Annotated in this window: 15 protein-coding genes; 7 read left to right on the top strand and 8 right to left on the bottom strand. The window is 68.1% G+C overall.

Annotated features, from left to right (window positions below):
• Positions 1–254: 254 nt before the first annotated feature.
• On the top strand, positions 255–386 hold the full coding sequence (locus NR810_RS44645; protein ID WP_257461689.1) for a hypothetical protein: 132 nt from the start codon (positions 255–257) through the stop codon (positions 384–386).
• 460 nt (positions 387–846) lie between these two features.
• On the opposite strand, the gene NR810_RS44640 is transcribed toward NR810_RS44645, so the two are convergent.
• Positions 847–2841, bottom strand: a complete 1995-nt coding sequence (locus NR810_RS44640) for a DUF4214 domain-containing protein (RefSeq protein WP_257461688.1) — start codon at positions 2839–2841, stop codon at positions 847–849.
• Positions 2842–3319: 478 nt separating this feature from the next.
• Positions 3320–4279 carry an AraC family transcriptional regulator gene (locus NR810_RS44635; protein ID WP_306819036.1) on the bottom strand — a complete coding sequence of 320 codons (960 nt, stop codon included), beginning with the start codon at positions 4277–4279 and terminating at the stop codon, positions 3320–3322.
• A 92-nt stretch (positions 4280–4371) separates the two neighbouring features.
• Here NR810_RS44635 and NR810_RS44630 point away from each other — a divergent pair, with 92 nt between their 5' ends.
• A complete protein-coding gene (locus tag NR810_RS44630; protein WP_257461685.1) occupies positions 4372–5460 on the top strand; it encodes an alkene reductase in 1089 nt (362 codons plus the stop codon).
• Positions 5461–5539: 79 nt separating this feature from the next.
• On the opposite strand, the gene NR810_RS44625 is transcribed toward NR810_RS44630, so the two are convergent.
• Positions 5540–7126: a carboxylesterase/lipase family protein gene (locus NR810_RS44625; protein ID WP_257461684.1), complete on the bottom strand. Its 1587-nt coding sequence runs from the start codon at positions 7124–7126 to the stop codon at positions 5540–5542.
• A gap of 45 nt (positions 7127–7171) precedes the next feature.
• The gene (locus NR810_RS44620) at positions 7172–7699 is read right to left on the bottom strand and encodes a hypothetical protein (protein ID WP_257461683.1); all 528 of its coding nucleotides are present in this window, start codon (positions 7697–7699) and stop codon (positions 7172–7174) included.
• Between the two features lie 155 nt (positions 7700–7854).
• Here NR810_RS44620 and NR810_RS44615 point away from each other — a divergent pair, with 155 nt between their 5' ends.
• Positions 7855–9312: a golvesin C-terminal-like domain-containing protein gene (locus NR810_RS44615; RefSeq protein ID WP_257461682.1), complete on the top strand. Its 1458-nt coding sequence runs from the start codon at positions 7855–7857 to the stop codon at positions 9310–9312.
• An 18-nt stretch (positions 9313–9330) separates the two neighbouring features.
• Here the strand turns inward: NR810_RS44615 and NR810_RS44610 are convergent, their stop codons facing one another.
• The 3 genes from NR810_RS44610 to NR810_RS44600 form a co-directional block, all read right to left on the bottom strand.
• Complete coding sequence (locus NR810_RS44610; RefSeq protein WP_257461681.1) at positions 9331–10320, bottom strand: hypothetical protein; 990 nt, start codon at positions 10318–10320, stop codon at positions 9331–9333.
• Positions 10321–10397: 77 nt separating this feature from the next.
• Entirely contained in the window at positions 10398–11597 is a 1200-nt protein-coding gene (locus tag NR810_RS44605) for an MFS transporter (protein WP_257461680.1), read from the bottom strand.
• On the bottom strand, positions 11594–12388 hold the full coding sequence (locus NR810_RS44600) for a DeoR/GlpR family DNA-binding transcription regulator (protein ID WP_257461679.1): 795 nt from the start codon (positions 12386–12388) through the stop codon (positions 11594–11596). The genes NR810_RS44605 and NR810_RS44600 overlap by 4 nt, the downstream gene beginning before the upstream one ends.
• Before the next feature lie 551 nt (positions 12389–12939).
• On the opposite strand from NR810_RS44600, the gene NR810_RS44595 reads away from it, so the two are divergent.
• From NR810_RS44595 to NR810_RS44580, 4 genes are read left to right on the top strand one after another with little or no spacing between them, the layout of a single operon-like run.
• Positions 12940–14247, top strand: coding sequence for an aspartate aminotransferase family protein (locus tag NR810_RS44595; RefSeq protein ID WP_257461678.1), 1308 nt, complete (start codon positions 12940–12942; stop codon positions 14245–14247).
• A complete protein-coding gene (locus tag NR810_RS44590; RefSeq protein WP_257461677.1) occupies positions 14247–15155 on the top strand; it encodes an inositol monophosphatase family protein in 909 nt (302 codons plus the stop codon). Before NR810_RS44595 ends, NR810_RS44590 begins: the two co-directional genes overlap by 1 nt.
• A gap of 18 nt (positions 15156–15173) precedes the next feature.
• Positions 15174–16196 (top strand): zinc-dependent alcohol dehydrogenase, encoded by a 1023-nt coding sequence (locus NR810_RS44585; protein ID WP_257461675.1) that lies wholly within the window; start codon positions 15174–15176, stop codon positions 16194–16196.
• Positions 16197–16217: 21 nt separating this feature from the next.
• Entirely contained in the window at positions 16218–18380 is a 2163-nt protein-coding gene (locus NR810_RS44580) for a beta-galactosidase (RefSeq protein ID WP_257461674.1), read from the top strand.
• 72 nt (positions 18381–18452) lie between these two features.
• Here the strand turns inward: NR810_RS44580 and NR810_RS44575 are convergent, their stop codons facing one another.
• Complete coding sequence (locus NR810_RS44575) at positions 18453–21668, bottom strand: glycoside hydrolase family 3 protein (protein WP_306819035.1); 3216 nt, start codon at positions 21666–21668, stop codon at positions 18453–18455.
• Positions 21669–21744 lie beyond the last annotated feature (76 nt).

Genomic DNA, 21744 nt, shown 5'->3' with positions numbered 1-21744 from the left:
GGAGCCGGGATTCTGACTGCTGCGCTGTGTTCTTGAGATCAGATCGTACAGATCTGCAAACCTGCAAGAGTATACAATTTTTGTCCCTGACTCACCATGACGCACAATCTGACCCTTTGTGGCGTTGAATGTGGTTGTGTTGGACACTCGCGTACGCTATTTGATGTATTGCAATAAGTCAAGGAGTATAGGCGGGATGCTCGTCCTCGACGTGGGCAGTTACAGGTGCTCCTGAATGGCGCGTACCCCACTGGGTGCCATTACGTAACTCGGCCTCCTGCGCGGGTTCCTTCGACTACACCCCGGGCGCGGCGAACAAGGCCGTCATCGCGGTCGCCGAGCTGTCGGATGGCCGCTACATCGTCACGGTTCCCACTTTCTTTTGAACCGGTAGGCGGTGGCCGCGGGGAGACAGGCTTCGCGCCAGAGACGGTGTCAAAGGAGTCGAAGCGAGGGGCTTGAGCGAGAACGAGGCTTGGGGGTGGACGGGTAGGCGACCGCTCTTCAAGTCTTTCCGAGGAGTTGGAACTGGCCCCCAGGATGCATCCGGCCTGATGACTCGTGCGTAGGGGATGGGGATGGGCTGGCCGCTGAGGATGTTCCAGGAGGAGGGCTTCTATTTCGTTACGTCCAGGTGCTTCCAGGGACGGCTGCTGCTGCGCCCCAGCGCGCAAGGCACAGCACCCGCATACCCGGCCCGAGCACCTCGAGCGGAGCCCTCGGCCGTTGGGGCATGCTTCTACGAGCCATGCATTGAAGGAGGTGAGAAGCTGAAAGGCCCCGGTCACCGAGCATGGGTGGCCGGGGCCTTCGTGTCTCCAGCGGGTGCTGGCCCTACCGCGGCTGCTAGTTCATGCCAAAACGCCGACGGTACTCCGTGGAGGTGATGAAGCTGTTGACGATCACGTTGTAATCACCCCCCGTGTTCAAGTTATTCAACCACCAGGAGTGCTCCGACGCACTCGGCTGGCGCTGCAGGAAGTTCGTGTAGCAATGGGTGACGTAGGCCGAGTTGTAACCAGGCGAGGCCGGGTTCAGGTCCGGGTCTTGCTGCCGGTTCTCCGCCGATTCGAGCAGTCCACGCGCGATGGTGAGGCGGTTCGCGGCCAGACAGGCCGAGTTCCCATTGCAGCTCTGCAAGAGGTTCAAGTAGAAGCCATACCCGCTCGCGTCAACCTCGCGCCGGAGCACATCCCTGTAGGTCTGCCGGATGAAGAACTCCGAGCGGTCGATGGGGTTGGTCAAGAGGGCCTGGCGCAGGTCCGGCAGGGGGCCGATCTGACGCGAGTCGGAGGCCTGCGGCGTGCCGGTGCCCAAGAGGAGGTAGCGCATCGTGCTGGGGCTGAGCGCGCCGCGCCCGGAGGCGAGGGCGGCCCCCTGAACGCTGGCCACCGCCCCCGTGACCATGGCCGAGGCACTGGAGGTGCCGGAGAAGTAGCGCGTGTAGAGCTGGTCCTCGCTGCCGCCGTTGAACAGGTCGCCGTAGCCCAGGGTAATCACATAATCACCCCAGCCATGCACGTCCACGCGGCTGCCGAAGTTCGTATAGCAAGCGGGCTCGCGCGTGACGGGATTGCTGGCCCCCACGAGGATGGCGCCCGAGTCACGCACGGCGCGGTTGAAGCGGTTGGCATACGCGGCCGCATCCAGGTTGGAGCTACCGTTGCCGGACGCCTCCACCACCACCACGCCACTGGCCGTGGCCGTGGCGATGGCATCGAACTCGGCCTGCCAATATTCCGCCGCGACATAATGGCACTGGTCCTGGTTGCAGGTGCAGGGGCTGCCGTCATCCGTGCCGGGGAAGTGGAACTCGATGAGGATGACACCACCACGGCCCACCTGCGCCGCGGCGGTTGAGATGTGGTTGGCGAGGCTGGTGGTGTAGTAGATGGCCTCGACGCCGACCGAGGCCCCATGGGCGATTCCTTCCACACCGTAGCCGTTACGGGGGGCGGCGATGATGCCGAGCACGGCGGTACCGTGGTTGCGGTGGGCCACATTGTCATACAGAACACCACCCTGGTAGAAGAGGTTGGGCAGGTCCTCATGGGTGATGCGCCAGGAGCCCTCGATGTCCACCACCTTGACACCCGAGCCGTTGCCGCCGGGGACGCTCCAGGCGAAGCGCGCGTCAATCCCTCTCGGCGCGGCGTCGAGGTGGCCCTGCGTGCCCTCGAAGGACGGGGTGGTGGGAGGAATGTCCGTGGCAGCCAGCAGGCTGCTCATGGCCGCACTCATGCCCGGAGCCACCATGGTGAGCTCCGGTCGGGGCTGGGCGTAGGCCACCTCGACGCTCTCCAGCGCGTTGAGCGAGGCCACCAGGTCCGCCACACCGCCGGCGGTGGTGCCCGGCATCAGGAGAACCTCGAAGTAGAGGTTCAGGTCCGCCAACTGACGCCCGCTCCGTGCCTCACCCGAGGCCTTGCGTGCGGCCAGGACGTCCTCGTCCTCCTGGAACACGCGGGAGAGGGCGCCCGCGCGGGGAGCACGCTCGAGCAGGGCTTGAGCCGCCTTCACGCTCGCCTCGATGCGGGCCTCGTCCAGGCCGCGGGAGAGCAGCAGGGCACGCTCCGCCGCGCCACGCTCCGCGGACAGGGGGAGCACGCGGTTGCCGCGCAGGCGGACGTGGCTGCCCTCGTGGAACTTGACGACGAGCCGTTCGACATACGTGTTGGCGGGCAGCTCGCGGCCGGTGTGCTTCACGACGGCCGCGCGCAATTGCAGGCTCGAGCTGGCCTTGGGGGCCGGGGCCTCGGAGGCATCGGGCTGGCTTCCCGTCACGCCGCAGCCAGCAGCGACGAGCAACTGGACGGCTACGAGAACAAATCGGTTCCGCATGGGTATCTCTTGATGTTGACGCTACGTTGAGTTGGAACAGGCCCCTGTCACCGGGGGGGTCCACTCTAAACGTGTCTGCCATAATGAATCGAGAAATTTAAGCATAAAAAGGATATTGAGTATAAAAGGATAGGCATAAGAAGGATGGGAGCGCGATTGAAGGGGACGAGGGAGAGCGGAAAGGCAGAGGAGAGCTGCTGACGAGTGGAGGAGGGCGGGTGTGCCACGTCGGTGCGACCCTTGCCGCCTTTCCCATGAGGACGCAGCAGGCAACGACAGGCAGGGTTTGGAGCGGCTATGCCGCTAGGGGCCGGGGCGCTCCACCTGGCGCGTCCCAGCCTCCGTCCCATCCGTCTCCCAGACGGCAGGCTCACGGACCTGGGAATGTAGCGGTTGAGGAGGCACCGCTTCCATGGTCCGCCCCCCCCCTGAAGGGGCGGTACCCCAAGCACCACTGGCCGGATGAGCCGCTCTCCGCTCACCCCCGGCGGTGGTCGCGCCGGTACGCTCCTGGCGCAATCCCTCCCCAGCGTTTGAAGGCCCGGTTGAACGAGGCCTCGCTCTGGTAGCCGATGGTCTCCGCGACCTCGCTTAGGGGCAGCTCGCTCTCCCGCAGGAACTGGGCGGCCTTCGTCATCCGCCACCGCGCGAGGTACTCCAACGGGGGCTCCCCCACGAGCGCGCTGAAGCGCGCGGCGAAGCCGGAGCGTGAGAGGGCCACGGCCGTCGCGAGGCTCTCGACGGTCCACGGGTCGGCGGGCCGCTCGTGGATGAGCGAGAGGGCCTTCCTGATTTGCGGATCCGCGAGCGCGCACAGCCCGTGCTCCTGGCATTGGCTTCCCGCGATGTGCGCCCGCAGCGCCTGCACGAGCAGGATGTCCGCGAGCCGGCTCATGATGACGGTCGCCCCCGGGCTGGACGAGGCGCTCTCCGCGATGAGCAGCTGCACCGTCGACGCCAGCGTGGGGGAGGTCTTGGGGTCGTCCGCGGTGAAGTGGATGACGCGCGGAAGCCCCTCGAACAACGGTGTACGAGGCACGGCACCGAGCCGGAAGGAACCCGCGACCAGGGCCGTCCGGGCTCCATCTCCGCCGAGCCGGATGGGCCCCACCCCACGGGCCCGCTGGCACTCGCCACGCGCGAGGTCGTGGAGGGGACTTCCCTCCGCATCACGGATCGCGTGTGCTCCGCCGTGCGGAAGCAGGGCGAGATCTCCCGCCGACAGGATGATGGCACCCTCGACGCCCTCCACCTCCAGGCGGGCGCCTCCTCGCGCGATGACGACGATGTGCGCACCGGGGCTCCCGGGGAACCGGATTCCCCAGGGTGCATGCAGCTCGAAGCGGCCGTACATGAGGGTCGCCAGGCGCATCGTGTCCAGTACGTCCGCGAGGACATCCGTTACCGGCTCGTCCAGGGCGTCTGGACGATCGGTCAATTCTTTTGGACTGGATGACATGGCACGTCCATAGCGGCCCCGGCATTTTCTGTCCACGCAAGCCGCTTTCCCAACCCCTCCAAGGAAGAGCCATGTCCAACCAATCGAATCTCCTCTCCCCCTTCCGCCTGGGCCGTCTCGAGCTGAAGAACCGGATGGTGATGGCGCCGATGACGCGCAGCCGGGCGCTCGTCGACGGCAATGTGCCCAACCCCCTGGCGGTGACCTACTACGTGCAGCGCGCCTCGGCGGGGCTGCTCATCACCGAGGGGACCCAGGTCAGCCCCCAAGGCGTGGGGTACATCCGCACGCCCGGCATCCACTCGCCCGAGCAGGTGGCCGGCTGGAAGAAGGTGACGGACGCCGTCCATGCGGCGGGCGGGATCATCTACGCCCAGCTGTGGCACGTCGGGCGCATGTCGCACCCGGACTTCCATGACGGCCAGTTGCCCGTGGCGCCCTCCGCCATCCCCATCGACGGCGAGGTCTTCACGTTCAAGGGCAAGACGCGCATGGTGACGCCACGAGCGCTCGAGACCCACGAGCTTCCCGGCATCGTCGAGCAGTTCCGGCGCGCGGCCGAGAACGCCAAGGCGGCGGGCTTCGATGGTGTCGAGCTGCACGGCAGCAATGGCTACCTGCTCGACCAGTTCCTGCGGGATGGCTCCAACCAGCGCACGGATGCCTATGGCGGCAGCATCGAGAACCGGGCGCGCCTGCCGCTGGAGGTGGCGCGGGCGGTGGTGGGTGTCTGGGGCGCCGAGCGGGTGGGCTACCGGCTCTCGCCGCAGCCGTATCCCTACGGCGGCATGACGGACTCCAACCCGGCCGAGACGTTCACCTACATGGCTCGCGAGCTGAACACGTTGAAGCTTGGCTACCTGCACGTGACGGAGGCCGTGTCGGGCAAGTCGGCGCCGAGCCCGGAGCAGCGCATCACCCCGCTGCTGCGCAAGGCCTTCCAGGGCGCCTTCATCGTCAACGGCGGTTATGACGCGCGGACGGGTGAGGCGGCCATCGCCCGGGGGGAGGCGGACCTCGTGTCCTACGGCGTGCCGTTCATCTCCAATCCGGACCTGCCGGAGCGCTTCCGCAACGAGGCCCCGCTCGCCCAGGCGGACTTCGCCACCTTCTACAGCGGCGAGGAGAAGGGCTACACGGACTACCCGGCGCTGCGCTGACCTTCTCCCAGGGGCTGCCGCGGGAGAAGCGCACCTACGCTCAGGCGAAGCTGCCGCTCGTGCGCCGCGGCCAGGGGTCTCACTTGCTGGCGGCTTCCGCGGCGGCCTCGGTCACGTCCAGCCGGGCCTTCCACGGGTCGGGCCGTGCCACCGGCTCTCCGCTCGCCGAGAAGTCCAGGAGCACGTCCGCGGTGGGCTCGTAGCGGGGCCACGGGGGCAGGCCCTGCCCGTTCGGATCGCCCGTCCTGGCGAAGTTGGCGAAGTAGGCGTTGGCCGCGCGTGCCACCTGGCGGTCGCGCTCGCTCGTCTTCGCCTCGTACTTGAGCCCGACGGTGTCGAACATGTAGGGGATTTCGGTCGCGTGCGGAGCCCCGGTCTTCCACTCGTCGCGCATGGAGTCGGCGACATAGGAGAAGCGGTAGTGCCAGGAGGGCACCCCCTGCGAGGCCGCGACGCGGGCCGTGAACCGCGCGGGCTCGAGCATGAGGCGATCCATGCCGGTGAGGGCGACCAGGGTTCTCACGTCGGCGGTTCCGGCGGGGTCATAGGTAGCACGAGCCGCCGCCTTGTCCGGGAAGGGGGTGAACACCTCGTCCTTGGTCCGGGCGAAGCCGAAGCCGATGTCCGCGCTGGTGGCGCCCACCATGACGGGCACCCGCGCCCAGCGGCCAGCGCGATAGGCGGCGTCCGGCCACTCGACGACGAGCTGCCCGTCGAGCATCGGGCCCGAGTAGGTGGGCACGTTCATGGTCATCAGGCTGAGATCTCCGAGCCGCTCCACCGGCAGGGCGCGCAGCGCGGCCAGGGCCTCCGGACCGGTCTGCTGGATGCCGACGCTCCTGGCGAACTCCACGCCGATCGACTCCGCCGAGCGCGGTCCTCCCGGCGTGTCTTCACTCAACCTGCTCCCGCCGAGCAGCGGTCCGCGCCCTCCGCCCGACATGATGATGGCCTTGTGGAACAGCTCTCGGGACTTCGGCGAGGTCAGCAGGGTGTGGACCGAGGCACCGCCAGCGGATTCGCCGAAGACGGTCACGTTCTCCGGGTCTCCCCCGAAGGCGGCGATGTTGTCGCGCACCCATTCCAGGGCGGCGATCTGGTCCATGTAGCCGAAGTTGCCGGTGGGCGCGCCTCCAGCCTCGGCCGTCAGCGCCGGGTGGGCGAAGAAGCCCAGCCGTCCGAGGCGGTAGTTGAAGCTGACCAGCACCAGGCCCTGCCGGGCGAACCGTGAGCCGTCGTACACGGACGGGGACGCGCCGCCGTTCACGAAGCCGCCGCCGTAGATCCACACCATCACCGGCAGCTTGCCGTCCGCGGGCGCGTCGGCCGGGCGCCAGACATTGAGCGTCAGGCAGTCCTCGGCGGGTGGCGTGCCCAACGGGGCGGCGTCGCCCGCGAAGGGGACCTGCATGCAGTCGTGACCGAAGGCGGTGGCCTGGCGCACGCCGCTCCACTGCTGGACGGGTTGGGGCGGGCGCCAGCGCAGGTCGCCCACGGGAGGCGCGGCGAAGGGGATGCCCTTGAAGGACAGGACACCGTCCCGCACCGCGCCCTGCAAGAGGCCTCCGGAGACGCGCACCTGATGGGACTCGGTGGCCCGGGGGACCGTGGCGCACCCGGAGAGCACCCCCGTCAACGCCGCCAACATCACCCTCGATGACTTCATGTCTTCCTCCTCCATCGAAGCCGAAGCTGGGCGCCCCAACGTCCTCTATGACTGGATGCCGAGCACGCCTTCCACGATGCGTTGCTCGAGGAATCTTGCCTGTTCCACCTCTGGCAGTCCCGACAGGAGCCGCACCCGGCGCTTGCCACGGATCACGGCATGGAGGGAGTAGGAGGAACGGCTGGCTCCATTCTTGTCCTGGAATGTCCTGCTCTCGACGAGGACACCCGACACCTCCGCCGCGCGGAACGTCCGGCCTCCAGGCCAGGGGAGGGGCTCATGGCGGATGCTCAGGCGCGAGGCATCCACCTCGAGGTAGGTGCGATTCAGGAGTCCGGCCGCCACCCCGTAGCCGATTCCCATGAGGAGCAGCGCGGCCAGCGGCCCCGCCCTCGTGGCTCCCTCCGAGAAGGAGTCGACCACGGCGAAGAGGGCGAAGGCGGCCCAGACCGCCGCGAAGAAGTAGATGCCGGGATACAGCTGACGCCACCGCCACCAGACCGTCGTCGAGCGGCCATCCTGGTCGTCATGGAGGATGTGGAAGGAGGACGGGCGCTGGGGCGAGGAGGGCATCCCCTCCACCTTAGCGCGTGACCTCACCTGGCTTCGGCCTCATGGGAACATGCGGCTTTCGGAGATTTTCCCAGGAAAGTTGTTCTGTCCGAGATGCTTTCTTTGTCTTGGAGAAAGTGAGAATCTGGCTCCCCCCATTTTCAAGGAGCTGGTGCATGCGCTCGAAGCTGCGGTCCACGTTCATGACGATGATGTTGGGAGTCGCGCTGTCGGAAGGGGCCGCGTACGCGGAGAGCCCTCGGGAGCCCGCCGATGCGTCTGTCCGTGCCGACCCGCCGAGGGGCGCGAGCGCGGTGCGCTGGTCGGAGGACCTGACGACGGGAGAGGGCACGGGCGAACTGGTGAGCACCCGGGACGGTCTGCTGTTCGAGCCCTACGCCGTCATGCGCAGACCCGAAGGGCAGCTCAGCCTCACGGGCCTCTACACCTTCCCGGCGCGGAGGCTGGAGCAGCCGGTGGACACGATCCGTCCGGTGCTCCAGACGAAGGCGCTCCTGGGGACGGGGGTCGAGGTGGACGTCCGCGTGCGGACGGAGAGCGGCGCCTGGACGGAGTGGCGCACCTCCAGCGCGGGAGAGGCCGTGCGCCTGCCGCGGGCGGGCACGGAGGTGCAGGTGAGGCTCGCGCTGCTGGCGGACGAGCACGGCCGCGGTCCGGTGGTGCGCGAGGTGGCGCTGGAGGGAACGCTGGAGGGGGGCCCCTCCGAGGCGGACCTCCAGCCGCTGGCCGCGTTGACCTACCGCATCTTCGCCACGCGCGAGGGGCTGGTGGGCGGAACCACGGCGAACGGACACGTCATCAAGTCGTACGACCGCTTCGTGGCGCTGCCGTCGCGCCGGGCGCTCGCGAGCAACGGAGGCTCCGAGTACCAGGTGCGCGTGTGCTACCCGGTGACGGGCAAGTGCACGACGGCTTCCGTCTGGGACGTGGGGCCCTGGAACACGAAGGATGACTACTGGAATCCCTCGAGTGTCCGCGAGATGTGGAAGAACCTGCCGCAGGGCAAGCCCGAGGCGCAGGCCGCGTACCAGGACGGCTACAACGGCGGGTTGGATCAGTTCGGGCGCCGGCCGGCGAATCCCGCGGGCATCGACCTGGCGGATGGGACGTTCTGGACGGACCTGGGGATGAGCAACAACGACTGGGTCAACGTGACGTACCTGTGGACGTCGGGCGGTGGGACGACCACGGGCCTCATCATCGACAGCAACAACACCAACAACGACTCCACCAAGGGCTACATCCAGCTGACGGGCACGAGCTGGACCTCGTCCACGAACGTGGCGGGCTACTACGGCTCGGGCTACTACGCCTCGCCCACGGCGGCGGTGTCGGAGCCGGCGACGTTCTGGTTCTACCTGCCGGCGGCGGCCACCAAGACGATCGACGCGTGGTGGACCTCGGCGAGCGACCGCTCGACGACGGCGCCCTTCATCGTCTGGAACGCCAGTGGAACCAAACTGGCGACGGTGAACGTGAACCAGCAGCTCAACGGTGGCAGGTGGAACACGCTCGGCACGTGGAGCTTCACGGCGGGCTGGAACAAGGTGCAGCTGAGCCGCTGGACCACGGCGGGCTCCTACGTCATCGCCGACGCCATCCAGGTGCGGTGAGGACCCGGCCGCGCCCACCTACTTCTCGCTGGTGACGACCTGACAGCTGTGCCTGTCCGAGCTCAGGTCCGTGGGGCGGCACTGGAGCACGGGCGCGCCAGCCTTGGGGGAGCCGCGCAGCGGCTGGAGCTTCTTGGAGAGCGTGCAGCTCGGCGCGTTGGGGTTTCCCCAACCGCAGGAGGCCGCGGTCATGCGCTCGAGGGGCTTCCACTTCGCGACACGGCTCTTCTCCTCGTCACACACTTCCTCCTCGGGTCCCGGCTTGATGCACCGGAACGCGAACCTCGCCGTGTCGCTCGCGGGCGCCAGCCGCTCACACCACCGGCGGATGACCACCCGCCGGCACGGCTCGTCCGTGGGGGTGTGCTCGTGCGACGTCTGGACGAGCTGGAACGCCCGCTGGTCCCCGCTCACCCCCACCGCGACGGAGACGCGATCGTCGCTGCCGGGGCCATGGGTCCAGAAGGGGCGCAGCTCCTCGTTGGCCCGGCGTGCCTGCTCTCCCCCCAGGAAGGGTGCGCGTGCGACGGTGTCGATGTCGCAGCGCTTGCAGCTCACCACCTCACGCCGCAGGGCCACGGGAGTGGGGGGAGGTTTCCCCGTGCGGAGCCATTGCACCTCCACGTCGTCGGCCTGGACCTGCCGGGTCCGCGTGCACAGCCTCACGCTCGTGGGCTGGCCGTGGGCGTACACCAGGTAGTCGTTGCCCCGCTTGAAGGGGAAGGAGCAGTCACCTCCGCCGCCGGACGGGAGCTCGAGCTGGGTGCCGGCCGCGAGCTCTCCCTTGAGCACCTCCAGGACCTGCACGGTCGCGATGCCGCGGTTGCGCAGCCCATCGGACGCCTGGACGCGGGCGAGATAGATGTGGCTCGCCTTGTCCCGGGCGGTCCGGAGCGCCTGGGCGAGGGAGGTATTGTCGGGCTCGGTCACGCACCGGCAGGCCTGGGCCAGTGGGGGCCACAGCCCCAGGAGAACACCGAACACCACGACGGCCAGTCTCATCACCATGTCAGCTCCTCGCCATGAAGCGGGTGAAGGCGAGGAAGGCTGCCCGGTTCGAGGTTGCGCCGCCAGGGGCTCCGAGGTCACCCCTCTGGCTGTACCTCCGGAACCCGCTCCGTCTCGCGTGAGGTGTCCACCCAACTGGCACTGGCCACGACGAAGGTCAGGAAGACCACGAGCATTCCGAGCGCGAGGGACAGGCCCGCCACGTCCGCCACGAAGCCCACCAACGGAGGGCCGGCGAGGAAGCCGCCATAGCCCGCGGTGGACATGGCGGCGATGGCCAGGCCCGAGGGCATGCCCGGCGTGCGGCCGGCGGCGCTGAACATCTGGGGGCTCATGTTGGACAGGCCCAGGCCCATGCAGCCGAACCCGACCACCGCGGCGAGGGGATGGTGGAGCAGCAGGGCCGCGCCCAGACCCCCGGCGGCCAGCACCCCTCCGGTGCGCAGCAGGGTCACGGGGCTGAAGGCCGCGGCCAGCCGATCCCCCACCAGCCGTCCGGCGGTCATGGTCAGCGAGAACACGGCGTAGCCCGCCCCCGCCAGGTGCGTGTCGGCGTTCAGCGCGTTGCGCAGGTAGACGGCGCTCCAGTCCGCCACGGCGCCCTCGGCGAGCAGGACGAGGAAGGCCAGCGCCCCCAGCATCAGCAGCGGCCCGCGCGGCATCACGAAGAAGGGGGTGTTGCCGCCACTCCCGGCCGAGCCCGGCCCCAGGAAGCGCGTGGCGAGGGCGACGAGCAGCAGCCCCGCTCCCGCCGCCACCACCATGTGCGTGGCCGGGGCGAGGCCCAGCTTGAGCGCCAGCATGGAGCACCCGGCGCCCACCAGACCCCCGAGGCTGAACAGGGCATGCAGCGAGGAGAGGATGGGCCGGCCCATCCAGTTCTCGACGGCCACGCCATGGGCGTTCATCGACACGTCCATGGCGCCATTGGCGGCGCCGAAGGCCATCAAGGACAGCACGAGCAGCAGCTGGCTGGGCGCGCGCACCGGCAGGGCCGCCAGCACGCAGAAGAGCACGGAGGCGGCGAGCGTCACGCGGACGCTGCCCCACTTCCCGATGAAGATGCCCGTGAGGGGCATGGACACCAGCGCTCCCCCGGCGACGGCGAGCAGCGCCAGCCCGAGCTCTCCGGCGCTCAGGCCCAGCCGCGCCTGGACGGTGGGGATGTGCGGCACCCAGCTGGCGAAGGCGAAACCATTGACGAAGAAGATGGTGGCGATGGCGCTCCGGCGGACCAGCGCCAACTTCGCGTCGACGGGAAGGCTCGTGGCGTTCATGCGGTGAGGATCCTCAATTGGAGCTTGTGGAAGGGGGCGAGGAGGGCCTCGGTGCCGCTGGCCTCCGTCACCAGGGTGGTCAACCGGCTGGCGGGCGCCACCACGAAGGGCGACACGGTCCCGAGCTTGTCCGCGGTGAGCACGGCGGCGGTCTCGGCCGCGCTCTCGATCATGGCGCGCTTGATCGTCGCCTCCTCGGCGTACGCGGTGGAAATGCCTGTCTCGGGATGCAGGCTGCACACGCCCAATAGACAGAGGTCCGCCCGCACGCGGCGCAGGGCCTCCACCGTGTCGGCGCCCACCAATGTCAGGGCTCCTGGGTGCAGCCGGCCTCCGACCAGATGGACCTCGAGGCCCGAGTAGTCGGCCAGCGCCACCGCCACGGGAGGGCTGGGAGTAATGATGGTGGCGCGCAGGTCCGCGGGCAGCGCGCGCGTCACCTCCAACAGCGTGGTGCCTCCATCGATGAACACCACCTGTCCGGGACGGATCAACCCGGCCGCCACACGGGCCACGGCCTGCTTCGCGGGTTGAGGCGTTCCGAAGGCCCGGCCCACGGACCCCTGGGTGATGGGCAGCGCCCCTCCATGCACCCGCTTGAGCAGGCCCGCCTCGTCCAGGTCCCTCAGGTCCCTCCGGATGGTGTCCTCGGAAACCTGCAACATCCGGCACAAATCCGTGGCCAGCACCCGGCCCCGGAGTCCGAGCTGCTCGAGGATGAGACGCCGCCGCTCATCGGGCAGCAGGACGGGGGCGGGTGCTTCGGGGACCACTGGAGGCTGCGGACTCATGCGTTCATCCTTCGTGTGGATGCATCTTCGTGCGTGTTTGTCGTCGAAATCAAGGGGGATGTGCGGGAAATTCGTTATTTTCGGGCGGAATCCATGAGATTCAGGCACGCGCCGACACGAACGCGCGGTTTCGTGCGGCTCCGGTACGCGGGGAGGGCGGGGAGGCGTTGACCCGATTTGTTCGCCAGCTCCCTCTTTACCGCCAACAAGAGGATGCGCGCCGCGTGGCCCGGCCAGGGCCGCGGCGTCTCTCTGTCTGTCCCGCGTGCTCGCGCGCGCGACGTTGACTCTCGTGTCAGTGATTGATGGTTTGAAAATGGCATTTCCGTCACATGTATTGCGCCGTGCCTGCCATTGGCGCGGGGGGAAATTTTCAATGACAGGCCATCCAATCTTCTCGCTGGCAAAGAAAGAACATCCGGCAACTTCATGTCACTTGCGCCGTCGGAAACCTTACGTATAAATCCCCGCGAACCAAGCGGGAGCGGGGATAGCCGTAATACGGGTTTTCGCGGTTCCGTAAAAGTTCATCAACAGGAGGCAAGACAATCGTGGGAACTGCAGCCCAGTCCGTGGTGCAGGACGGTGAGAAGTTCGTTCAGCGGGACGTGCGTAAAAACATCTATTACGACGTCAGTGACCTGGTCATGGAGCGGGGACAGGGAGTCTATCTCTATGACTCGAATGGTAAGGAATACATCGACTGCGCGTCGGCGACCTTCAACCTGATCCTCGGCTATTCCAACCACGAGGTGCTCTCGGCGGTGAAGAAGCAGGCGGACAGCCTGGTTCACGTCACCTCGAGCTTCCAGACGGGGCCCATCAACGAGGTGGTCCAGCGGCTGGTGGACCTGGCGCCCAAGAACCTGACGAAGGTGCACCCGAAGGTCTGCAGCGGCTCCACCGCGAACGAGGGCGCCATCAAGATGGCGCAGAACTTCAACGGCGGCCGTGACGTCATCTCCCTGTTCCGCAGCCACCTGGGACAGACGATGATGATGGCGAGCCTGTCGGGCAATGCCTTCCGCAAGGAGCCGTTCCCGAACCTGTTCCCGGGCGGCATCCACGTGCCGGACCCCTACTGCTATCGTTGCTTCTACAAGCAGAAGCCGGAGACGTGCAATTTCCTGTGCGTCGAGCGCATCAATGACTTCATCGACTATGGCAGCACCGGCAAGGTGGCCTGCATGGTGGTGGAGCCCATCTCCGGCAACGGCGGCAACGTCATGCCGCCCCAGGGCTACTTCCAGGCGCTCAAGAAGCTGTGTGACGAGCGTGGCATCGCGCTCATCTTCGACGAAATCCAGACGGGCTTTGGCCGCACCGGCCACATGTTCGCCGCGGACTACTATGGTGTGCAGCCGCACATCATGACCGTGGCCAAGGGCCTGGGTGGCACCGGCTTCCAGATCGCCGCCATCATGACCGAGGAGAAGTACGGCGGCCTCGAGGGGCACCACCACTCCTTCACCTATGGCGCCAACGTGCTGGCCGCGGCCGCCGCCGCCAAGACGCTGGAGATCATCGCCCGGCCCGGCTTCCTCTCCAACGTGCGGGTGGTGAGCGAGTACATCATGAGCCGCCTGCACAAGATGAAGGAGCGCTTCTCCTTCATCGGCGACGTGCGCGGCGCGGGCCTGATGATCGGCATCGAGATCGTCGACCAGGACGGCGATCCGGATGTGGCGCTCACCAACAAGATCGCCAAGAGCGGCATGCACTACGGCATCATCCTGCGCACCTCGCGCTACGGGTTCGGCAACGTCTTCAAGATCCGCCCGCCGCTCATCATCACCCCGGACGAGGCCGTCAAGCTGTGCGACCAGCTCGAGCAGTGCCTGGCGGAGGTGAAGAAGTAATGCGGCAATACCTCATCGAGATGGCCGCGTACGTGCGCGAGGCCGTCCTCAACACCAAGGGCACGCTGAAGAACCGGCAGGTCAACGGCTACTCGCCCGGTGGCGACGCGCAGTTCGACATCGACGAGGTGGCGGAGGCGGCCGTCTGGCGCTTCGCCCAGGAGCGGGGTGAGCCCATCGCCCTGTACTCGGAGGACGAGGGCCTGCGGCGCATCGGGGAGCCGAAGTACGTGCTCATCGTGGACCCCATCGACGGCACCCGGCCGGCCGCGGCCGGACTGGAGATGGCCAACATCTCCATCGCCGCCGCCCGCTTCAAGCAGGACGCGCGGATCGACGACGTGGAGTTCGCCCTGCTGCAGGAGATCAAGTCCGGGGCGTTCATCTTCGCGGACCGCTCCAAGGACGGGCTCGTCTCCGAGGGCTACCGCACGCCGGTGCCCCGGCTGTCGAGCACCACCTCGCTGGAGCGGATGTTCTGGTCCATGGAGTTCAACGGGCACCCGGCGCAGATGATGACGAAGGCCTACGGGCACATCATCGACCGGTCCGCCAACACCGGCGGCGTGTTCGTCTTCAACAGCGCCTCCTACTCCATCTCGCGCGTCGTCACCGGCCAGCTGGATGCCTACGTGGACATCGGCAACCGGCTGCTCAAGGACCACCCCGCCACGAAGGCGGACTTCGAGCGGGTGGGCAACGGGAAGGTGCTGCACCTCTTCCCGTATGACATCGCCGCCAGCGTGCTCATCGCGGAGAAGGCGGGCGTCATCATCACCGACGCCTATGGCAAGCCGCTCGGGTCCACCCTGCTGATGGACCTGTCGCCCGAGAACCAGCGCTCGTGCATCGCGGCCTCCACCCGGGAGCTCCACGGCCGGCTCCTGGACAGCATCCACTGGAAGTAACCGGAGAAGAACCCCCACATGAAAGCCATCATCTTCAAGGGCGTGAACCGCCTGGCGCTCGAGGAGCGCCCCGAGCCCGTCATCACGAACCCCGACGACGTCGTCGTCCGCATCGACTCCACGGGCATCTGCGGAACCGACCGCAACATCTACCTGGGCAACTTCAAGGCCCGCGAGGGCGTCATCCTCGGCCACGAGTCGGTGGGCGTGGTGGCGTCGGTGGGCCCCGCCGTGCGCAACTTCAAGCCGGGGGACCGGGTGATCGTCAACCCGACCCTGAACTGCGGGCGGTGTGACTTCTGCCAGCGCGGCGAGCTCAACTTCTGCGACAACAAGGCCGGCACGGAGATCGGCGTCGACCGGGACGGGACGTTCGCCTCGTACTCGCTGTTCCCCGAGCAGTTCCTCTACAAGCTGCCGAAGGGGATGGAGTTCAACCGGGCGGTGGTGGTGGAGCCGCTGGCGTGCGTGCTCAACAACGCCAAGGCGGCGAACCTGCGGGCCGAGGATGACGTGGCCATCATCGGCGCCGGGCCCATTGGCATGGTCTGGGCCCTGTACGCCCAGCGCGTGGCGCTGCGCACGACGATGCTGGAGAACAACCCCTTCCGCATCCAGTTCGCCCGCAAGCACCTGGAGCGCGTCGTCGACTCGGGCGCGGACAACGCCGTGGCCGCCGCCATCTCCGCCAACGGCGGGCGCAAGTTCCGCGTCGTGGTGGACACCACGGGCGTGATGCTGGAGCGCTCGCTGGAGCTGGTCTCCAAGGGCGGGTGCGTGGTGCTGATGGGCTTCAACGCGGGCTACAAGGCCACCATCCACCCGCTCACCCTCGTGGGCAACGGCATCCGCATCATCGGCGCCGGCGACTACAACAGCCAGATCTTCCCCGCCGCCATCGACCTGGCCGCCACGCTGCCTCTCGAGAGCCTGGTGACGCACCAGGTGGAGCTGAATGAGTACGAGAAGGCCTTCGGGCTGATCGCCGGTGGCCAGAACAACGCGGCGTACGGGGCGATGAAGGTCGTCATCCGCTCCTAGGCCTCCGGGGGGAACACAGCCATGCAGCAGGGACGAAGCGTGCGGTTCGAGGACGGTGTCCTGGTGGTCGACGGCGCCGAGCGCCTGATGATCTCCGGGGACTACCCCTACTACAGGGACCGGCCCGAGCAGTGGGCGGCGAAGCTGGCGGAGCTGCGTGACGCCGGCATCCAGGTGGTGACGTTCTCCATCCCCTGGCGCCACCACGTGGAGGAGGGGGAGGGGAGCCGGCGCTTCGTCTTCTCTGGCGGTCCCGAGGACAACCGGGACCTCCTGGGCTTCATCGAGCAGCTCGGCCGGGCCGGGCTGCTGGGGCTGGCCAGAACAGGGCCATTCGTGGATCCGGAGGAGCGGATGGGGGGGCTTCCGGATCACGTCGGGCCCGCGTATGGGGGGGCCTCGCCCGCGGTGCTCTCCGCCGAGGGCACGCCGCTGCTCTTCCAGGGGCTGGCGCTCCCGTCCCCGCTGGCACCCGCCTTCCTCGCGGAGACGAAGGAGTGGCTGCGAGCCCTGACGAACGAGGTGCTCGCGGACCGGCTCTACCCGCGAGGGCCACTGCTGGGCGTGCAGCTGGGCCACGAGGGGCTCTATGGCGACGCCGCCATGGCGCTCGGAGCCTTCGATTACTCCGCGCCGGCCCTTCAGGGCTTCCGGCGCTTCCTGGCCCGCAAGTACCGCGTCATCGACGCGTTGAACGAAGCGCATGGCACCACCTGGAAGTCCTTCGGGGAGGTGCCTCCGGTGAAGGGCTGGGGGGGCATGGCCACCCTGGGCGCCTGCCTCGACTGGGGCGAGTGGTGCGGGCATTACCTGGGAGAGGTGCTCCAGGAGTGGGGAACGGGCCTGCCGGGCTCGTGCCCGAGGCTCGTCAGCCTCCCGCCTCCCGGCCGGGCCGGGCTCGACGCCTGGCTCGGACGCGTCCGGCCCGAGCGCCTGCGCGGCATGCAATACGGCTTCACGCGCGGGACGGGCGATGTCGTGGGGGACGAGGGTGCCTTCCTCGGCGCCGTGCTGGCCGCCCGCCGGCAGCGCGGGCCCGACCTGGAGGTGGCTCCCAGCGCCCAGGCCTATTCCGCCCTGCTCGCGCTCGCCTCCGGGGCCACGGGCATCAGCGTTCCCACCGGAGCGCGCGGCGCCACCTCCAAGACGCTCTCGCTGCTCACGGACTTCCTGAGCCACGAGGGCCAGTCGCTGCCGCGCCGTGCCCACCGCGCCGAGCTGGCCTGGGGCGTCTACACTTCCTACAACTTCCTGGCGGCGTGGGAGCCGCCGTCCGCTCCGCGCTACAAGGGGCTGCGTCTGCCGCAGCCGGCCACGGAGGCGCTGGAGCACTTCGCGGCGGATTGCCTGGCTCAGGGGGTGGACTTCCGGCTGGTGGACTTGGAGCAGGCCTCAGCGCAGGAACTGGCTTCCTGTCCCCGCATCGTGCTGGCCGGCAGCTTCTTCATGTCCGAGGCCCTGCAGGAGAAGCTGGCCGACTACGTGGAGAAGGGAGGGCTGCTGGTGGTGTGTGGAGAGAGCCCGCTCTTCGACGAGCGGCTGCGCATCTGTGAGATCTTCCAGGAGCGCGTCCTGGGCCACCACTTCCAGGGCAAGGAATCGGTCCAGAGCGTGAAGGGGCTGCCGGGTGAGGTGGCGTGCCGTCCGCTGGGACTGCCCGAGGGAGCCGAGCCGTTCATGGCCTCTCCGGCCGGAGTGCACGGCTACCGGGTGCGGCGGGGCGAGGGTTACGCGCTCTACCTGGACGTGCGCGCGGGTCCCGGCGTCTTCCGCCGGGTGCTGGAGGTGCTGGGGCTGGGGGGAGCGCCCATGGGGCCACGGGCCTTCGTCACGGAGTACGTGGGCGAGGAGGATGCCTGGCTCTTCGCGCTGGGCCGAGGCAGGGGCGGGACGGTGAAGCGCACGTTGCTCGGTGTGCCGCTGGAGCTGGAGCTGGCGGACCAGGGCTGTGCGGTGGTGAAGGTGCGGCGGGGCCGGATCGCCGGCTGCTTCGTCCAGGGGCGCGATGAGCAGTCGGGGCGAGGCGCGCCCGTGCGTGTCCGGTACGGGGGGGAGGAGCTGTCCACGGACGTACCCTGCGACCTGTCGGCCATCTCGGAGGATGACGGCCTGCGCGTGCGGTGGGTCTCTGGTGGAGCTCCGGTCCGGGTGCGTGTGCCAGGCAAGGGCGAGCCCAGGTCCTGAAGCCCACGAGGGCCCTGGTGCTCGCGCTGCTCCGCGGCACCAGGGCCCTCGTGTTCAATCGAGCGCTACGACTCAGTCGAGCTGCTTCTTGATGCGGATGTTGCGCAGCTGGAAGTGGATGTTGCCACCCTGGTCACCCCAGGCGGGCAGCATCTCCATGACGGAGCTGACCTTGGTCTTGTCCCAGGAGGCCGGGTAGGACGGGTCGGAGAAGGGCATCTTCACCGTCGTCCACGTTCCGACCTCCGGGTGGCCGACGAGGTTCTTCAGGTCGCCCGTCGCGCAGCTGTCCGGCTTGCGGTTGCAGATGCTCTTCACCCAGAAGTCCTGGGTGGTGGCGCCGTAGTCGAGCACCCGCAACTCGAACTGCACGCCGCCCGTCTCGGCGATGGCGGTGACGTCCATCAGGTTCGGCTCCTTGAGCCCGAAGGCGAAGCCGCCGTTGCCGCCGCCCTCCTTGAGGCCCTTCATGTCGACGTCGATGACCTTCTCACCGCCGCCGATGTCGAAGTCGGGGGTCACCGTCAAGGTGCCCGTCGTGCCACTGGTCCACCCGTTGGGCGTGGCGAAGAGCGCGGTGTCGGAGATGCCGTTGACGTAGACGTCCTTGTCGCCGGTGATGGCGATGGGGGCGGGGGGCGGCTCGCCGCCGGTGCAGCTCACGTTGCCAGCCCGGTTCGGCTCCCAGCGGATGTTGGCGAGCACCAGGTCCAACGTGGCCGTGGTGTAGAGCAGGAAGGGCGAATTCACGTTGCTGAAGTCCAGGCCCGTCTGCTCGAAGCAGGAGAGGGGGACGGCGAGCTCGTTCCAGCCCTTGCCCTCCAGGTTCCTGAGGGGGGCGGTGAGCTGGATCTCCCCGAGGCACGGGTAGATGCAGTGCGCGGAGAGGTTCACCTGGGCGGCCGGCGCCACGTTCACCTTCACGGAGAAGACGAGCGCGCCATTGGAGTTCAGGTAGGACTGGAGGTCTCGGCCGACGTTGCCGTTCTTGTTCTGCATGTAGACCTGACCGGTGCCGCTGAACTTGACGTTGACGGCGGCCCACTGGATGCCGCCCTGGTCGTCGACGGGGGTGACGCTGAGCTCATTGGGAGCGAGGCTCGTGGTGTTGCTGGTGCTCTGCGCCACGTCGATGCCGCCCCAGTTGGACGGCGCGCCAATGCGCATCACCCAGTCGTCCTGGTTGGCGCGGTCGAAGAGGGACAGCGGCACGTCGGTGGTGCCGCCGCCGCCCGGCGTCATGCTGCAGCCGTGGGTCTGGGTCGTCTCCTCGAGGGCGCCCAGCTCCTGGGGCTGGGCGTAGGTCAGCCCGTAGCCGTAGGCGAAGAGCGGGTCGTAGTTGGCATCCCCCTTGTTGAGCGAGACCTGGCAGGGGGCCTTGGGCCACGAGTAGGACAGCTTGCCGTGGAAGTCGTAATCGATGGAGCCGTCGTCCTTGCGGAACAGCACGTCCGTCATGCCCTCGCCCTCGGTGCCGGGCAGCCACGCGGCGACGAAGGCATCCGACACGTTGAGCTCCTTGTTGGTGTAGAGCGGACGGCCGGAGAAGAGCACGGTGACGATCTTCTTCACGCCCTTGGCCTTGAGGCTCTGCAGCAACGTGTAGTCCTCGGGGCGCAGCCGGGCGAGCTCCAGGGTCTTGGTCCTGCCGATGTCACCCTGGCCCTCGGCGTAGGGCGTCTCGCCGATGACGACCACGGCGGCGTCATAGGTGGCATCCGCCTTGGCCCCATCCGCGCTGGTGTCGAGCGTGGCGTTGGGGGCGATCTTCTGGATGGCCCGCCAGAGGGTGGTGCCGCCGCCGAAGTCGGCGTTGGTGGTGTCCGTGCCCTGCCAGGTGATGGACCAGCCGCCGGACTGGTTGGACAGGCTGTCGGCGCTCTTGCCCGCCACGAGCACCTTGGCGGTGCGCGACAGGGGCAGGGTGCCGCCGTTGTTCTTGAGGAGCACCAGCGACTTGCGGACCGCCTCGCGGGCCACGGCGCGGTTCTCGGCGGTGCCCACCTGGCGCGAGGTGCGCTGCGAGGGCTTGGGCTTCTCGAAGAGGCCGGCGCGGTACTTCACGCGCAGGATGCGGCGGACCGCGTCATCCAGACGCTCCTGGGGAATCTCCCCGCTCCGCACGGAGGCGAGGGTGTTGGTGATGAAGGCCTTCCAGTCATCGCGGTAGGGCACCATCACCATGTCCACGCCGGCGATGATGGCCTGCGGGCAATCGCCGTTGGTGCAGTCCCGGGGCGAGTCGCTGTTCTCCTTGGTGATCTGCCCGATGCCGTTCCAGTCGGAGATGACGAAGCCGTCGAAGCCCATCTTGGTCTTCAACACGTCCGTCAGCAGGTACTTGCTGCCGTGCATCTTGTAGGCCTTGGCGTCGTCGCCCTTGGCCGCGTCCCGCCAGCTGTTGAACGAGGCCATGATCGTCTGGGCCCCGGCCGCGAGCGCCGGGAAGTAGCCGCGGCCATGGATGTCGCGCAGCTCCTTCTCGGTGACCTGGGTGATGCCCTGATCCTTGCCCTCCTTGGTGCCGCCGTCGCCCAGGAAGTGCTTGGCCGAGGCGAGCACCCGCTCGTTGGCCTTCGCGTCCTTGCCGAGCTGGCCCTGGAGCCCCTTGACGATGCGGCCGGCGTAGGACTCGACGATGGCGGGGTCCTCGGAATAGCCCTCGTAGGTGCGGCCCCAGCGGTCGTCGCGCACGACGGCGAGCGTCGGCCCGAAGGCCCAGTCCAGGCCGGTGTGGGCCACTTCGCGCGCCGTCACCTCGCCGATGCGCTCGAGCAGGTCGGGGTCATTGGCGGCGCCCAGGCCGATGTTGTGCGGGAAGAGGGTGGCGCCCTTCACGTTGTTGTGGCCGTGAACTGCGTCCACTCCCCAGATGATGGGGATGCGGTGGGGATTGGAGGGATCCATCGAGGCCTCCCACAGCTGGTCGGCCAGGGTGTTCCACTGCTCCACGGTGGAGCCCTTGTTGCCGTTGGGCCACGAGCCACCGCCGTTGAGCACCGAGCCGAGGTGGTACTGCTTCACCTCGTCGGGCGTGACGTGGCCGATCTCCACCTGGGTGATCTGCCCGACCTTCTCCTCGAGCGACATGCTGGCCACGAGGGCGTCGACCTTGGCCTCGATGGCGGGGTCCTTGGGGATGGCGCTCTGGATGGCCGGCCAGTCGTCGGGAGGGGGATTGTTGGGCCCGGGCCCGGGTCCGGGCTGGGGATCCTTGCAGGCCGCGAGTGACAACAGCAGGAGGGCGGCGCGAGAGACACTCTTTCGCCGCGAGAACGACCGTTCCATGTCCATCTCCAGTTCTGGGGACGCGCTGATACCGCTGATGCGAGGGAATGGATGCACCCTGCTGTCCTCAACGGGC

Source organism: Archangium lipolyticum (assembly GCF_024623785.1).
In the GTDB taxonomy this organism is placed as follows: domain Bacteria; phylum Myxococcota; class Myxococcia; order Myxococcales; family Myxococcaceae; genus Archangium; species Archangium lipolyticum.
This window is presented reverse-complemented; position numbering and strand designations above follow the sequence as displayed.